The organism is Nocardia sp. NPDC052112, assembly GCF_040680135.1.
In the GTDB taxonomy this organism is placed as follows: Bacteria; Actinomycetota; Actinomycetes; order Mycobacteriales; family Mycobacteriaceae; genus Nocardia.
In genome coordinates this window covers 132,639-147,631 of record NZ_JBFAWD010000020.1, presented here as the reverse complement: position 1 = coordinate 147,631, position 14,993 = coordinate 132,639, and the positions used below count along the sequence as shown (strand labels likewise).

12 protein-coding genes and 1 pseudogene are annotated in these 14,993 nt (G+C 63.4%); 2 read left to right on the top strand and 11 right to left on the bottom strand.

Annotated features, from left to right (window positions below; all coding sequences use genetic code 11):
* The 11 genes and pseudogenes from AB0L58_RS32065 to AB0L58_RS32015 form a co-directional block, all read right to left on the bottom strand.
* A pseudogene (locus AB0L58_RS32065) lies at nt 1-597 on the bottom strand (hypothetical protein); the annotation flags it as partial.
* Entirely contained in the window at nt 594-1,493 is a 900-nt protein-coding gene (locus AB0L58_RS32060; protein WP_364392592.1) for a hypothetical protein, read from the bottom strand. The gene AB0L58_RS32060 and the pseudogene AB0L58_RS32065, both read right to left, overlap by 4 nt.
* Nucleotides 1,494-1,573: 80 nt before the next feature.
* A complete protein-coding gene (locus tag AB0L58_RS32055; RefSeq protein ID WP_364392590.1) occupies nt 1,574-2,809 on the bottom strand; it encodes a hypothetical protein in 1,236 nt (411 codons plus the stop codon).
* 9 nt (nt 2,810-2,818) lie between these two features.
* Nucleotides 2,819-4,081 carry a hypothetical protein gene (locus AB0L58_RS32050; protein ID WP_364392588.1) on the bottom strand — a complete coding sequence of 421 codons (1,263 nt, stop codon included), beginning with the start codon at nt 4,079-4,081 and terminating at the stop codon, nt 2,819-2,821.
* On the bottom strand, nt 4,078-6,606 hold the full coding sequence (locus AB0L58_RS32045; protein WP_364392584.1) for an ATP-binding protein: 2,529 nt from the start codon (nt 6,604-6,606) through the stop codon (nt 4,078-4,080). The genes AB0L58_RS32050 and AB0L58_RS32045 overlap by 4 nt, the downstream gene beginning before the upstream one ends.
* Nucleotides 6,606-7,133 (bottom strand): hypothetical protein, encoded by a 528-nt coding sequence (locus AB0L58_RS32040; RefSeq protein ID WP_364392582.1) that lies wholly within the window; start codon nt 7,131-7,133, stop codon nt 6,606-6,608. The genes AB0L58_RS32045 and AB0L58_RS32040 overlap by 1 nt, the downstream gene beginning before the upstream one ends.
* Complete coding sequence (locus AB0L58_RS32035; RefSeq protein WP_364392579.1) at nt 7,130-7,390, bottom strand: hypothetical protein; 261 nt, start codon at nt 7,388-7,390, stop codon at nt 7,130-7,132. The genes AB0L58_RS32040 and AB0L58_RS32035 overlap by 4 nt, the downstream gene beginning before the upstream one ends.
* 18 nt (nt 7,391-7,408) lie before the next feature.
* Complete coding sequence (locus AB0L58_RS32030; RefSeq protein WP_364392577.1) at nt 7,409-8,404, bottom strand: conjugal transfer protein; 996 nt, start codon at nt 8,402-8,404, stop codon at nt 7,409-7,411.
* Nucleotides 8,405-8,526: 122 nt separating this feature from the next.
* The gene (locus tag AB0L58_RS32025) at nt 8,527-9,678 is read right to left on the bottom strand and encodes a GAF domain-containing protein (protein ID WP_364392575.1); all 1,152 of its coding nucleotides are present in this window, start codon (nt 9,676-9,678) and stop codon (nt 8,527-8,529) included.
* A 354-nt stretch (nt 9,679-10,032) separates the two neighbouring features.
* A complete protein-coding gene (locus AB0L58_RS32020; protein WP_364392573.1) occupies nt 10,033-10,917 on the bottom strand; it encodes an ROK family protein in 885 nt (294 codons plus the stop codon).
* A gap of 53 nt (nt 10,918-10,970) precedes the next feature.
* Complete coding sequence (locus tag AB0L58_RS32015; protein WP_364392571.1) at nt 10,971-11,393, bottom strand: hypothetical protein; 423 nt, start codon at nt 11,391-11,393, stop codon at nt 10,971-10,973.
* Between the two features lie 295 nt (nt 11,394-11,688).
* Between AB0L58_RS32015 and AB0L58_RS32010 the strand changes: the two genes are divergently transcribed.
* Together AB0L58_RS32010 and AB0L58_RS32005 are read left to right on the top strand one after the other, a co-directional pair.
* Nucleotides 11,689-12,387 carry a MerR family transcriptional regulator gene (locus AB0L58_RS32010; RefSeq protein WP_364392569.1) on the top strand — a complete coding sequence of 233 codons (699 nt, stop codon included), beginning with the start codon at nt 11,689-11,691 and terminating at the stop codon, nt 12,385-12,387.
* 283 nt (nt 12,388-12,670) lie between these two features.
* Complete coding sequence (locus tag AB0L58_RS32005; RefSeq protein ID WP_364392567.1) at nt 12,671-14,935, top strand: hypothetical protein; 2,265 nt, start codon at nt 12,671-12,673, stop codon at nt 14,933-14,935.
* Nucleotides 14,936-14,993 lie beyond the last annotated feature (58 nt).

Below are 14,993 nucleotides of genomic sequence, written 5' to 3'. Positions count from 1 at the left end.
GGTTTTCAACGCTTCCTCGGCCTCGGGAGTCAACCCGCTCGAGGTGCTGGTGTCACCGCTACTGCCGCCGGAGCCCGAACCACCACTACCGTTACCGCTGCCACCGAGGCCGGACAATGCCGAGGCGATCATCATCGGCAACATCGCCAACGCCGGGACCGCCGACGCGATCAGATCCGGATCCAACCCCGCACCCGGCTCAGGCGGCTGCTCGGCAGGAGCGGTCGCAGACCGCTGATCCGGCACCACCTGCCCCTGCGGAGCCGCGCCCGCCCCGGCCGGTGGCGCTACCGTCCCCGGAGCCACCGCCCCCGAACCGACACCACCCGGCACGGATCCCGAATTCGCTGCCCCACCACCAGGACTCGCCCCGGGCGGCGTGGCCCCACCCTGACCGTTCTGGCCCGCACCACCCGGACTCGAACCACCCTGCCCCGGCGCACCCGCAGGCGGCGCCACCGACGACGGCCCACCCCGCCGCCGTTCCTGCCCTTTCCCCGACCACGGCGTCACCGGAGCAGACGAATCCCCCTCCGCCCCACCGACATCATCAGCCGGAACCTCGACATCGACCCCGACATCCACCGGACTCGTCACGACCCACCACCCAACACGCGCTTGACCCGGACATCACGCCCGGTCGGCATTGTTTCCTGAACCGTTCGCCCGGTAGCCGGGTCAACGGTGATGATCTCGGTCCGACTCACTGCGATTCCGGAGCGCGTCGGTGCACTGTTGCGATAGTCCCAGAACACCAGATCGCCTGCGGAGACCGCGGCCGTGTCCACCCGTTGACCGCACCCCCCCTGCCCGGCAAGAGTATTCGGTAGCAGTACGGCGGCCGACGCCCCCGCAGCGAGTTGTCCGCACGGCCCTCTCGTCATCGCGCTTCCCTGGGTAGCGAGACCGGGCTCCTGCCCGGCACCACCTGCGCTGGTGCTGGGCAGCTCGCAACGGCCGGTTGCTCCCGCAGCCGAGGCCTGGTAGATCACCGACCGGCCCATCGCGGCGAGATCGGTGGCCAGATCGCCCGAACTGCCGAAGGTCGTCCCGGAGGACGGCCCGAGCTGTGCGAGGGCAAGCTTCTGCGCGCATTCGGCGACGAATCCGGAATTGGTGGTCTGCAGTGGCTGGCCCTGGTACGGCGCGGTTTTCAATGCGCTCACGCAGGCGCGCTGCCACTGCGACGCGGACGTATCATCCGGTGCCACAGTCAATTCCGCGTACGGGTTCACTGTCGGCGCGGCCGAGGTCGAACCGGCCGCACCCGAGCGGGATGCGGTGGTCGTGCTCGGTGTGGCCGTCTCGGTCAGCGACGGGTCCGGACCTACCGCGCTGTCGCACTGGTAGTGCAGGTCGGCCGAGATCGCCGAGTTCGTGCCGCTGACAGCGAGTACCAGTACGACGATCACTCCGAAAAGTCCTGTCGTAACCGCCAACACGATCCAAACCCAGACCGGGATCATCGCGAGGACCACTAAACGATTGATCATCAATGCCCTTTCCGGGAGATCGGATTGGTTGCCGAAGGCTACAGTTGGTCGTCCACTTCGAGCCCCCTATGCTGTCACGGTCACAGGCTGGAGTCCCGCGGTGGCGCCGGGTGCCACGGACTCTGGTGCAGCCCCGCGGCCCTGATGTCGTCGCGGGTTGCGCGGACACCGGTCCTCCGCAGGCGTGCGATGGCACGGTTGGCTTGGTCTGTGTGCAACTCGCCCGCAGGCAATCCCATCACATCGTCGAGCGAGACAATCGTGCGCATTGCGTGCTCGTTGCCGACCCAGGTCGTTATGCGCTGCGCTTCCATAGGCGTCAAACTCACACTCCTGTTAGACCCGTCCTCGTAGTCCCATGTGATGCTCCCCGTTCCATTTACACCCAAGCTGCCGCTGCCATCCGGATGATAACCATCCGCAATATTCCGGAGCTCCTTCCATCTTTCGGCGGTGGGACGACCCCAGTACTCCTGAGCGAGCGCCAAATGATCCGGAGTATCCCTGAGGTCCACACCCCCTGGGTGCGCTCTGCGGAACCGGAGCGCAGAGATCTCGACCTCTGCCAGGTTGGCCGCCGTCCGATTGTCTTGGAAGTTTCGCAACGACGCCATAAACATCGACAACTGCTTGAGCTCGAATGGCTCGTCCTCGGTATAACTGTCCACGTGTTTGCGAGCCGCGATAGCCGCTCCAATTACTCTTTCATCGGTGTAGCCTGCGGCCAACAACGCACCGCGGGCCCTATCTATCGACCCACCACCGTCTTCGATTACGCCTTCGATGACCGCGGCCGCCCCTCTTGCGGAGTTCCTTCCGCCTCGACCGATTACCGAGTTTCGATTGCGGTGGCCGACAATCTCGCCGACATTGGCGGCAAAATGGTCTCGGTCACGGAACGCACGAACGCCGGCATTATGGAACTGCCGAATATTCTGATATGAATCGGCCCATTCGATAGCGACCTCGTCCCACGCACCTCGCTGCTTATCCTCCACCCTTTTTCGCCGCTTCGCATCGTGACTGAGCGGTCGGCTGCGCCCAAAGAAGAGCAATTCGGTGATCGGCGAGTTGTTGAGAGTGCTGGCCGCAGCGAGCACTCCGAGCGCGCCCATCGAATGACCCACACCTGCGTGCCCCATGCCCAGCGCGGTACCGCCACCGGAGCCCGAACCCCCCCGGGCGCCGGCGTTCTGAACCATTAGCGCGGAACGATTGGTAAACCATTCACTACTACTTTTCAGGTTCCCGTTGAGTTTTTTCAGCAGGGGGATGAAGAGAAGTTGTAGGATGGTCACGAAAAATAGCACCGACATGGCCTGCTCCTACACCTGCTCGAACAGACTGTTCATGAGCAACATCATGGTAGCCGAGAATATGATATTGGTAGCCATCAATGCGGCCGAGTAGAAGGCGTGAACCGCACAGCGGATCGTCCAGGTCTGTGTCGGTCCGTAGATGTACCCACCCGCGGCGAATCCGAAAATCATCAGGAATCCGTAATAGATCGCGTCGAGCCCTGTCCAGATCACCCTGATCGACATGTAGCCGAAAGATATGAAAGATATGATCGCCATCAGCAGCAACAGCAGCATGCCGCCGAACTGCGCCCAGCTGGGATTGTTCGCCGCCGCGTACGCGGCGGAGTCCCCGCAGCTCTTCAGGCCGCTCTTCACCTGGTCCTCGCTACCGGCCATCATTCCCGCCGACCACGCCGACTTACAGCCCGATTTCTCGTCGACCACATGCCCGTAATTCACCACCTGCAGCGGCCGCCGTGCGTAATTATCTACCATCTGGGCCTGCATCGTGGCCACCAGCTGGGTGGGGTCCGGGTTGTTGTCGCCATTGATCCCCGCGGCCACCGTAATACCAATATTCCGCCCCTGTGCCAGCAATCCGCTCGACGAAACCACGTCCTCCAGCGGATGCTCCAGAACCAGCGGACTCAGCACCGCCACCACAAACACTGCAACAAGACCCGCCACCGCTCTGGCGGGATAGCCGCGGATGATGAAGATGGCCAGCGGGATCGCACCGATCGTAACCGCGAGAGCCAACAGAACGGGCGTGGCGATTTGGTTCGTCATATTTTCGGCTGCCTTTTGCAACGGCGAGCCGATCATATCCAGCCAACCGAAGCTGAACGTTTTACCGACCACCCAGTTCCAAGTGATCACAACGAGGCTCCACGGCGCGAATATCACCAGGATCATGGCCGAGAGAAAAGTATCCCCGGGATGAAGTAGGCTGCCGTGATTGGTGACGAACATATAATTCGACAGCGGCACCCCTGATGAGTCATGGATGTCCATCCAGCTGGTCGCACTGTTGACCGACGATGCCGTGGTACCGGAGTCGGTCTGCGCGGTGGCGAACGCACTCATGACACCTGGAAATACGACCAGCACGAAGCCGGCGACGAGAATCCAAAATGTCCAGCGTCGACGACGAGACGCGGAAATCCAACCACGACATCGCCGGAACACCACCTGCGGCGACCAATAGGCCGGATCCCAGTTCGGTTCCCACCCCCGCGCCGTCCGCCAATCGTGCAGGCGGATGCCCTGACCGGCATCGGCACTCATCGGGCTACCTGCCGTTCCAGAGCAGATGTGCGGACTGTCCCGGCCGCGGCCGGCGTGCTGGTGATCGCTGCCGCCCGGTCGGGTCGCGCCGGGCCGAGCACCTTGCCGCGTCCGATCCGGTTCAGCGCGTCACGCATGAACATCTCGCCGCGGCGTTCCTCGGGCACCTGACGGCCGGAACCGACGGGCGGGGAGGTCTCCTCTCGCAAAACCTGCAGCAGAAACGGTGCTTCGTCCAAATCGACACCGAGCCATTCCAAGCTGTTGCGCGCCAAGGTCTCATCGCGCTGACGGAAGACGAACCGATTCGGGATGAGATTGTGGGCGGCGCCCTGGAAGTCGGTCGCCGGATCATGCGAGGCCAATCCGATGGCCGCCAGGTGCTTTCGGCCGTCCCGGCTGAAGTCCGAGGTGACCGCGGAACCGACCTGGGTCTGGGTGAAATGGTGCGCCTCGTCGCCCACCAGCAGCCCGAATCTGCCGTTATCGGTGAGGAATGCCTCCCGCGCGGCGACACCGACAAGTTCGTACAGTGCGGTGCCGAGTCGTTTCGTCAGCGGCAATCGGTTGTACAGATGCGGGGTGGTGAGTTCTTCCGCGGTCGGCAGCGCCAACTGGTGGCTGCGGATGACCGTGGCAGCGGCAGTGAGCCGCAAGGGTTTCAGCGACGGGTCGAACAGCACCGGCACCCGCTCGACAACCGTGCCCAAGCGCGCGGCCAGGTCGGCGTACTCCTCCTGATTGCCGGGCTGATCTCGCAGTCGTCGCACGACACGGAACAGATCGAGCAGACTCCGGATGCCGTGTTCGGCAATCCCCCGAGCCGTCAACAGATTGCTCGCGGCGGCACCCGCGCCGGATGTCGGTGACAAATCCAGCAGCGGCAGAATCGAGTCGAGCGCACGCTCGCCGGCGATTCTGGGGTCGAACATCCGCAGGGGATCCAAGGACACCGTCGGATTCGCCAGATCGATGACGACGGCATTGTCGATCGCGGCGGCGAAATGCTCCCATTCACCTACTTGACTGCGGTCGATGGCCAGGAATTGCCCGCCCATATCGTGGACCAACACTGCCATGAGCTTCAGGAAATACGACTTGCCCGACCCGAGCTCACCGGTGACCGCGAACGATGCGGACAGATCGTGCAGCGCGGCCTCCATAATGCCGAAATGGATCGGCTCGAACTGGCCGGACAGCAGGTTGACCCCGATCACCGGGCCGCTGTCATCGCCGATCTGACTGGTTGTGAACGGGACGAAAGCGGCCCACATATCCGAGGGGACGATATGGGCGAAATCGTCGAACGCCCGACGCGACGGACTGCCGGGCACCAGCATCGACCACAGATCGACCTGGGTGCCGAGCGGCGCGGTCATCTCGACCTGGAAGCGCTTGTAGCGACGCTTGAGCGTATTGACCGCGTCCATCGTCGCGTCACGCGAGGGTCCGCCGATGGCGATGACGGTCGTGAAGGACACCTCCGACTCACCGCCGTTGACCTCGAAATGCTGGTTGTATTCACCCAACATCTGCGCCTTCGAGGTCAGCGTATTCTGCGCGAACGACACCTCCTGGTCGCGCTGATCCATCTGCTCACCGAGTCGGCGCAAGCTCAGCTCGTTGTTCTTGAGTACCTGGTCCGCCGGCTTGGTCGATACTCGCATCCCCCAGTCGACCGTGACATCGCCGAGGCCCTCCAGCACATTCAGGAATTCGCTGCCACCGGGAAATCGCATCCCCGCGTACGGGAATGAGTGCGGGGTGAGCATCGCCTGATAGGAAGGGCGATATTCGTAGTCCGGCTGAACGACCTTGATCACCGGGACGAATGAGGGTCGTATCCGCCGATTGCTGTCGGCCTGGGCGCCTTCGTCGAGCGCCGCCGAACTGAACACAGCCGCTGTCGCATCGTCCAGGGCGCCGGCGCGGGTCGGTGCCACCGGATCGCCCGCCGCGCCGCGCGAGAGATAGTGTTCCCACAGCCATTGGAACAGTGCGGCGGGCACCGGAATCGGATCGAAATCGCCGCCGATCCGGGACAGGATCTCGTTCGCCTTTTCGTCATAGGCGTCCAGGTCCGCGCGGGAGATGGCCGTCGCGTCGATCGTGGTGGTACTGCTGCGCCACATGCGCGAGAGCGCCGACATACCGGAGTTCGCGGCGCCGACCGGGATCGTCAGCAAGAAGATCCGGGTCCGCGGCACGATCGCCCGCACCCGTTCATAGGAGGCGACCACCTCGTCGGCGTAATCCTCGCACTCGTCGAGATCGACACCCTCCACCATCTTGGTCAATACATCGATCGTATTCAGCCGCGCCTGGATTCCGAGCAGTAGTGAACCGCTCGGCAGGCTGCTGATCAGGGCATGGTGGGCCAATTTCACGTCATGCTTGTCACCCGCCTTGCGCAACCCGTAGCCGAGCGGATTGATGAAGTAGGTCGCGGTGACCAGACCTGAGTGGGTGAATTGCAGATTTCCGCGAATCGCGGCGGTGGGCTGCAGATCTCGTCCAAGTGCCATCAGCGGCTTCCTTCCGACGCCGAACCGCCGTTGGCGTCTATCCAGTTACCCAAGTCCGCGCCGCTGCCGCGCACGTTGATCACATCGAGCAGCCGGGAGTCAGGTTTCGCGTTCACCGGCTCCCCGGTCGGACGGTCCGGCAGGACCAGGACTACGGACTCTTCGATGAACAAGGTGTGGCGCGCCGAATCGGCGTTGACCGGCATACCGGACGCGGACACCGGCTTGCGAAATACGATCAGCCGGAACACCCACAGTGCCCGCGAAGTCATCCGCACACCGGTGTAGGGCACCAGTCCCAAGCCGAAGACCACCCCGATCGTGATCACCAGACCTATCAGGAAGGTGACCGCCGGATTGACCGGAAATGCCATCGCGCATACCGAGGTGATCACCATCAACACCACCGCGCCCGCGACCTGCGGCAGGGTGTACGGCCCGAAGGGCAGTTTCTGCCCGTTCTGGGCCTTACCGATCATGGTCGGCACGCGCTTGATGGGCGTGAAAACCTTGATCACTTGGGTCACCGATAGCCCCCGATGGGGTGATCCGGGACAATGATGTTGGAGTCGGTGCGCGCGTAGTTGACCAGTGTGGGCAATACCCAGAACAGGACCGCGGCCAATAGTGCCGAGCCCGTCACCGCGAGGATCTTCGCCGGGGAGAGCCGGGATTTGGCCGCCTCGGAGATCAGCACTCCCATGCTGATGATGGTGATCAGGATCAACCCCGCCCAGCGGATGAAGATCAGCACCCCGTACAGGATGGCTGCCAAATTACCCATGGGCCTGCCTCTTTCGTATCAGTTCTGGGTAGCTCGTGGAATCTGCACCGCCGAAGACGGCACCGAGGAGGAGGTGGCCGAGGTCGGGGCACTGCTTCCGCGGGAGTCCTGTTCGGCGACAACGGCCGGTGGACTGGTCAGCGCGGGGACCGAATCCACCGACTGCACCTGCCACTGGCCGCCATTGCGCACCATGGTCAGCGGGTAGGCCAGCGTCGCGGCGGCCCCACCGTCCCCCTTGGGGTTGACCGTGGCCAGCACCTGCGCCGCCGATCGCGCGGTGCCACAACTGTTGTCATCGGAAATCACCGCGACCGTCTCGACCGTGGTGTATGGAGCAGGACGCAACGCGGTGATCCCGGCGTCCAAGGTGACGTAGCGGCCGACATCCCCGGTGCCGGTCAGATAAGCGGTCAAGAACCCCGACGCAACCTGGGACAATGGCGTATCCGCCGTGCACGGCGAGGAATATGCCTGCGCCAGATCCGCACCGCGGCTGGGCGGCTCGACTAGCGCGGGCAGCGAGAGCGCCCGCAGACGCCCGTTGAGCACCGACACTCCGACCCGATAGAACTGACGGGCGTCCGAACCGGTGTTGTTGGCGGTAGCGCCGGTGGTGCTGGTTGCACCCGGGGCGGACTTACCAACCCGCACCGATACAGTCACCGACCAAACCTCGAGCGAGTCGAAGCTCCCGATGCGCGATACATATACCACGCTCGGCTCCGACACCTGCCGCGCCGTAGTCGGCAGCGTAATCTGCTGCGAACTGGCGCCGACATATTCGCCGAGCCGATCCTGTTGTCCGGCAACCGAACCCAGATAGGTCATGATGAACTGCTCGGCGAAGGAACCGGCCAACTGCGCGCGACCGACGGTCGCGGGGGTGGCACTGTCCGACGGTGGCGGTGGATCCGAGGCGAACCAATCGAGGACCGCATGGCCACCGCCGAGCACAGCCAACACGGCCAGCACGCCGACGATCACATTGTCGCGGCGGCGGCGTGCGACCATTCGGCGAAGTAATTCTTCGCCCGAATCCGTCGATCTGCCAGCCATTGTCCGCACTTTCGAAATGGTAGAGAGCACAATCGTTTCCGGCCGCCCTACCGTTCCCAGCGTTGGGGACAGCGGGATCAGAACACCGGACTACGTTTCAACCGATGAGCGAGCCGATATCGCAGCTGATCGTCGTATCCGATCGGCGCGGCCCCCTGCGTGGATTCCGGTGCATGGCGCCCGGATTCCAGCATGGGCACATCGTCGGCGATGCGAACGAGTTGCGCGATCGCGAGCTGGCGGTTCGGATATCCGGGATACGGATAGAGCAGCATCGACGTCGGCGTATAGCCGCCGCCATAGTTGAGCACTCGCACCGTCAGACCCGCGGTATCCCCGGACTGCAACCGGTCGGTGAGCCCGATCAGACGACCGCGGTCGTCCGGATGAAAGACGTCGACCGGCCGAAACAGATAGTCCCATCGAATCCACGGGGCCGGATCGGTCAGCCAGTGCGAGATGCTGGCATGCTCGGTCTGCACGATCGCGAGGTGCGTTCCCGCCCGGCGATGAGCTTCACGCAATCCGACACGCTCCAACGTCGGCCACTCCGACAGCTCGACATCCGAGGTGACATCTTCGATCAGCAGCCACGCACCACGGGTCCGATCGTCGTCTCGCGCGCGAATGGTAATGCGCCAGCGCCCCGGCCGCTCGGACCCTTCGGTCACCGTGACATCGAATTGGAGCTTGTCCCCCGCCCTGGGACCATAGAGCAGATCGAGCACTTCGGCGTGTCGATTGAAGCCCGAGATCCGATGGAACAACTCGGCGATCGACATCACCGGTGCGTACTGTTCGGCCGAATTCCCGGTCAGTCGGGTAGCACCGATCGGCTGTTGGATGGTTTGGGAACCGAGGTCCCAGATCGCACCCACTGCGGCCGAAGGCACCGGGCAGTCCGCGCTGGCGGGCCCCACCCACAGGCGGACCGCGTGCACATCCCCACCCGGCCCGAACACCGGCCGGATCCGCAACATGTGCGGCCCCGAACCGGTCTTGATCGTGAGATCCACATCTTCGGCCCCCTCGCGGGCCGCGCGTAGCGCCTCGATCAGACTCCGAGTCTTCAGGCTGTCATAAAGAGCCGGCGTCCTTGCCAACAGCCGCTGCAGCACGCGCTGCCAGTCGGCAAAATCCCGCGGCGCATCCCCCACCGACGCAACCGACATCTCTTCGGACGTCAACGTCTCGATCGTTACCCAAGGAATTACTGCGCCACTCGCCATCGCTCTCGCCCGCACCAGCCGTTCTTTCGGAAGCTGCCACCCAAGGGGCGACACCATGTGACACGAACAATGTACCGCTAAACAACGGCTCGTTCAATAGGTTTCCCGATGTCGACATCACATGCAGTCTGCATCACCCGATCAGCCGGGGTTCGCTGAGAGGTCGTTTCTTAACATGCGCTTTAGGAACCCACGTTTAACCATCTGAATTCCCGACGGTCCACCAGAGTTCGCACGACCGTCGAACAGGGCATCATGCCACGCGCGAAAGGCGCGGCATGATGCCCGAACGAGCACACGGCGAACTCGATAGACGGGTGCGGGGTCGAGTACCGATCCGACCGAAGGTCAGGCCTACCCCAAGAGGGCAAGTGCCCCCGCCCCCGCCAGCACTCCGATCTCACCGAGTTCGGATGGCACGACACGCAATCCGGTCAGAAAGCTCAGCCTGGCATGTATCGCCACGGCCGCGCCCAGCGCTTTCCACAGCGCGGTATGGGGCTTGGCAAGTCGTCCGCCGACTACCACCAGATCGAGATCCAGCAGCGCGGCCGACGAAGCGATTGCCCGCCCGAGCGCCGTTCCGGCCCGATTCAGCGCGGCCAGCGCGATCTCGTCACTCTCGCCGGCGGCCTCGAGCAGGTCATCCACAGATTTTCCGGGCCAGCCTTGGGTGCGCGCCCAATTCAGCATGGAAAGGCCGCCCGCGACCGCCTCCAGGCACCCGCGACCGCCGCACTCACACACGTCGTCGAAGCCCGGAACCAGCACATGTCCGAGCTGCCCGCCGTTGCCGGTGCGGCCGACCACGACGAGACCGCCGACCAGCACGCCAGCGCCGATGCGATCGGACAGTATTATCACCAGTGCGTCCGGCACTCCACGCGCCCGACCGAAGTGGCGTTCAGCCACGGCCTGGCAGGCACCATCGAGGCCCAAATGCACGGAAGCGTTGGGAAATAACTTCTGCACCGCCTTGACCAGGCCGAAACCCATCCGCCACTCGGTGATTCCCGACGGTGCCACCACACCGGCCGCCATATCGATCGGCCCCACCGAGGCGATGCCTACACGTGTGATCTCGTTGCCGCCCGCCACGTCGAGCAGCAGATCCCGGCAACTGTCCCAGACCCCGCGAGCCGGAATCGGGCATCGCTGGATACCTTCTTCGCCAATGTCATCGGACACCTGACTCGCCGCGAGACTGCGCGACCCAATCTCCAATGCCAACACCGTCATGGGTTACACACCGCCATAGTTGGATTCGTCGTGAGTGATGGACGGAGCATAGTTCAATGCGCGCCGGTTCCCGTCGGCTCCAGCCGACGACCCAGCACAATGTGGCGCCGCGGCGCCGCCGGAATCGGATCGGCGGGCGCGGGGCGCGAACCGGTTCGGATGATTCGAAGCGGCCGCTTGTGGTCGATCGGGGTGATGCGGTGGCGGTCCAGGTCCGGGACAACTTTTCCAGCGCTGTCATAGGGCACTCCGGCCCAGATCATGGCGCGGGGGCCGGTGCCGCGCTCGATCAGCGTCTGCGCCAACTGTTCACATTTCGCGAAGACCGGGCAGCTCTCGCAGATTCGCATCGCCGCACGCCACGAGTCCGGAGTACCGACATCCAGATCCCAGTCGTCGGGTCCGTCCGCACAGGGGGGCCGATGGGCCGACCCCGTCGGAAGCGTCGAAACCTTTGCCGCCGCAACGGGTTCCATGACTAAGGAAGATTGCGTAATGCTCATAGCCGTCTCCGGGGATGCCGAGGGGCGCGCCAACTTCGTTGTGCGGGCCCATTGGTCGGGCGGTCATCAGGGCTGCTCAACAGTCCCCGGAAGGGCCAGCAATGATTGCTGGTCCACGAACGTTAACCCACGATCGGGCTACTCGGCAATCGTTTCTGCCGCTACTTAACGGCACGTTGACCAACATGTGATCCTGACGTATCGTTAGTTAACGGTACATTTGGTCGCGGGCCATCCGCTAAGGGGCGAATTGTGGTTTCCTATGGATATGGCTGTTGAGTCCGAGTACACGATCGACGAACTGGCGCGGGCGGCCGACACCACCGTGCGAAGCGTCCGCGTGTACCACGAAAGAGGACTCCTCCCCTCCCCCGACGTCCGAGGACGCATCGGTTATTACGGGTCGGATCACCTCAACAGACTGCAGACCATCAGTCGTCTGCTCAGTCGGGGCATGAAGTTGAACGGGATTCGAGAACTGCTCGAGGCCTGGGATCGCGGTGACGGATTGGCGGAGGTGCTGGGCGTCAACGACCAGGCCGTCTCCGAGCCGACAACGGTCGCCGCGCCAGGCTCCCCCCGTCCGCAGCGCAAGCCGCCCCCGGAACTTCCGGAGTACGTGCAGCAGGCACTCGCCGACAGTGGCGATCCACACGAGGCGTACCGGGTGGCCAATCCACGCTGCGCCGACCTGACCACCCGACTCGCCGATGCGGGTATCCCCGCGCGCGACGCCTTCCAACTGATCGAGCGGCTCAGAGCCGATTGCAATCAGATCGCCGATCAGTACGCGACGCAACTGTTCTACTTCCTGGCGGGCCAGGTCTACGAACAGTCCGGGCGCACACCGAAGGATCGCGCCAAACTCGAATCTGACTTGGCCATCGCCCGGCTGATCGCCACACGCGCCACGTCGGAGTTGATCGATCAGGCCTTCGCCAGACATTCCGAACTGCCGCCGAGCTGATATCGAATTCGATCGGTCCGGCGTGCGACGGACATTTTGTAATGCGAATACACATCGGGTATCCGTTGGACGATGCCATTCAGCCCATCGCCGACATGAATTGATGTGAGGTCGGCAACAGTCATCGAATTTCATACGAAATCTATACGAATCATCCTGAGCCCAATGGGTTTTCGGTGTTCAGTCGACCATTACGTTTATATGCGTGTTCGGGCGATCGGATAATCTCGTTGACACGCGGCTCAGATCGGGTAGAACCGACCGCTCAGATGCGTTGTCGGACTTGGAGTTCTGGGATACGTCGCGGTGGCGGCCGCGCGCGGCCGTCCGTCGATTCGGGCACTGGGTCGGCGCGACTCGGCTGCGCCGAACAACGGCCCGGCTGCTGCTCGGCGTATTCATGCTATTCGTTATTCCCATGACGCTCGGCGCGGTGGCGACGGCGCAGTCGGGAACCACGACCGACGGATCGTCGACGATCGATGGCGTCGGCTGGATGAATGTCCGGGATTCGCACGGCGTTCCGCTGGCGAATTATGTCTTCGCCACGAACCACGGCAGCGTTCTCCATCCCGGCGATGCCGCGTTGTCGACCGCGCTCGATCTGGAATTCGCGGGGTTCATGGCCACCGAGGTCACCGGCATCTGGGTGATCGACTACGTGGTGAGTTTTCGCTGGCTCGACCTGATTGCAGAGCCGTTGACCCGGGTCGCCGATACGCTCGCCGGACAAGTCGGCACGCCCGTCATCCTGGTGCTTGCGGTGACTGTCGGCGGAGTACCCGTGGGCTGGTTCATCGTTCGCGGATACTTCTCCAAAGCCACACTTCAAGTCGTGACGATGATCGGTGTCGCCTTGTTCAGCGTGCCCTACCTGGCACATCCGATGGCCGATGTCCTTTCCTCAGATGGTTTGCTCGCGCAGGGACGCGACGTCGGCGTGGCGGTAGCCGCGGGCCTCAACGGCCAATCGAACCCGAGCCCGAATGTGGTCGTCGATTCGATAGAGGGCACGCTCGCCGACAATTTCGTGCGTTATCCATTGCAGGTGTGGAACTTCGGCCATGTCGTGGACGACTCACCGGTGTGTCGAGCCGCATGGTCGGACGGTGTCTTGGCCGGTAGTGACGACAAGGTCACCAGCGGTATGAAGCGTTGCGGTGACGTCGCGGCGTACACCAAAACGCAGAATCCCAATGCGGGCCAGATCTGCACCGGCCTGCTGCTGCTGGTCTTTGCGGCCGTCCTGCTGATGTTCGGCGTATACCTTTCCGGAAAGATCGTGGTGGCCGCGGCGGAGGCGATCTATCACGCCTTCATGGCAATCTTCGGCTTCGCCGCGGGCGGATATGTCTATGGCCCGAGCCAGACCTTCCTGCTGCGCAATCTGGTCGATGCCTTCGTATCGGCTGGGAAGATGATCGCATTCACCGTATACCTCGGCATCTACGCGCTGGTTCTCGGCGATGTATTCAAACAGGCGCGGGGCCACGGCATCGCGGTGATCTTCATCGGTGGATCGTTCATGATCATCGGAATCGTCTTGCTACGTCGAATGAGCCGAAGCCTTGCCGGCGCACCCGCCCGGATAGCGGGGCGGATCAGTGGTGTGCTCGCGACCGGACATGCGACCCAAGCCGCTGGTGGTGGCGGATCGATGGTCGGAGCGGGCGGGATGTCCGGAACCCAGCGGCTGATAACCGGACTCGCCGCGCTCAACACTGTGAACGCCTCGCCGGTGACCGAATATCTCATGGGCCGCAGGCGCTCGCCGTTGAGCTCCCGATCGAGGCTGCGCCATGAGGCGGAGCTCGCCAATATGGTGCAGGCTGCGGAGGCGGGCCGCTTCGGCTGGATCCGCAATTACTACCGCACTCGCGAGCAGATCATCGACTCCGCGCGATCGGCCGCGGCCACATATGGCCACACTCCTATGGGCGCCGCCGTCGCGGTGGACCGCGTGATCGACCGCGGCGCCAGCCTCGGCGATGCCGAAGCGGCTTTGTTCAGCGCCGGATTCAAGGATAAGGAGATGCGGACCAACGCCATCAAGGCCTACAACTACCGCACGAGTTGGGGGCCGAACATGTGGGACGGCGACAAACATGTCGGGCAGGCCATTGCCTCGCTCGGCGTGCTCAAATTAGGTGAGACCCCGGCCAATATCGCGCTATTCAAGCGGACCGCGCATCGGCTCGCGGAACGTCGGTTCGCCGATCCCGGTCTGCAGTTCAGCAGCTTCACCGCGCCGGAGCAGCAGTTCCTGCGCGACTACTTCAACAACCCCACCGAACCGGTCATCCATGCCATCCGGGATGTTGTGTCGGGCACCGGAAACACCTTGCCTACTCTGACCGGCACCGTAACTCGCGAGCGCGCCGCGCTGATGAACCGGTTCATCAATGTGCACCTGAGTCGGGAGTACCTGGCGGCCGCCGAAGCCGAGGACTTCGCCGCGGCATCGGGAATCCTGCAGAAGATGGCATTGCCCGAGTACTGGACGGGCAGCAGCACTCTCACGCCGTCGAAGGCGATACCGACGTTCTGATCACGGAAACGCCTTGCTGGACAGGAGGATTACGGTCCAGCACGGCTTCGTGACGATC

Coding starts and splice junctions, on each gene's coding strand:
- AB0L58_RS32050 (WP_364392588.1), bottom strand. CDS start 4,081: ATGAGTGCCGATGCCGGTCAGGGCATCCGCCTGCACGATTGGCGGACG.
- AB0L58_RS32025 (WP_364392575.1), bottom strand. CDS start 9,678: ATGGCGAGTGGCGCAGTAATTCCTTGGGTAACGATCGAGACGTTGACG.
- AB0L58_RS32035 (WP_364392579.1), bottom strand. CDS start 7,390: ATGGGTAATTTGGCAGCCATCCTGTACGGGGTGCTGATCTTCATCCGC.
- AB0L58_RS32015 (WP_364392571.1), bottom strand. CDS start 11,393: ATGGAACCCGTTGCGGCGGCAAAGGTTTCGACGCTTCCGACGGGGTCG.
- AB0L58_RS32030 (WP_364392577.1), bottom strand. CDS start 8,404: ATGGTCGCACGCCGCCGCCGCGACAATGTGATCGTCGGCGTGCTGGCC.
- AB0L58_RS32055 (WP_364392590.1), bottom strand. CDS start 2,809: ATGTCGGTGCTATTTTTCGTGACCATCCTACAACTTCTCTTCATCCCC.
- AB0L58_RS32010 (WP_364392569.1), top strand. CDS start 11,689: ATGGCTGTTGAGTCCGAGTACACGATCGACGAACTGGCGCGGGCGGCC.
- AB0L58_RS32045 (WP_364392584.1), bottom strand. CDS start 6,606: ATGGCACTTGGACGAGATCTGCAGCCCACCGCCGCGATTCGCGGAAAT.
- AB0L58_RS32020 (WP_364392573.1), bottom strand. CDS start 10,917: ATGACGGTGTTGGCATTGGAGATTGGGTCGCGCAGTCTCGCGGCGAGT.
- AB0L58_RS32060 (WP_364392592.1), bottom strand. CDS start 1,493: ATGATCAATCGTTTAGTGGTCCTCGCGATGATCCCGGTCTGGGTTTGG.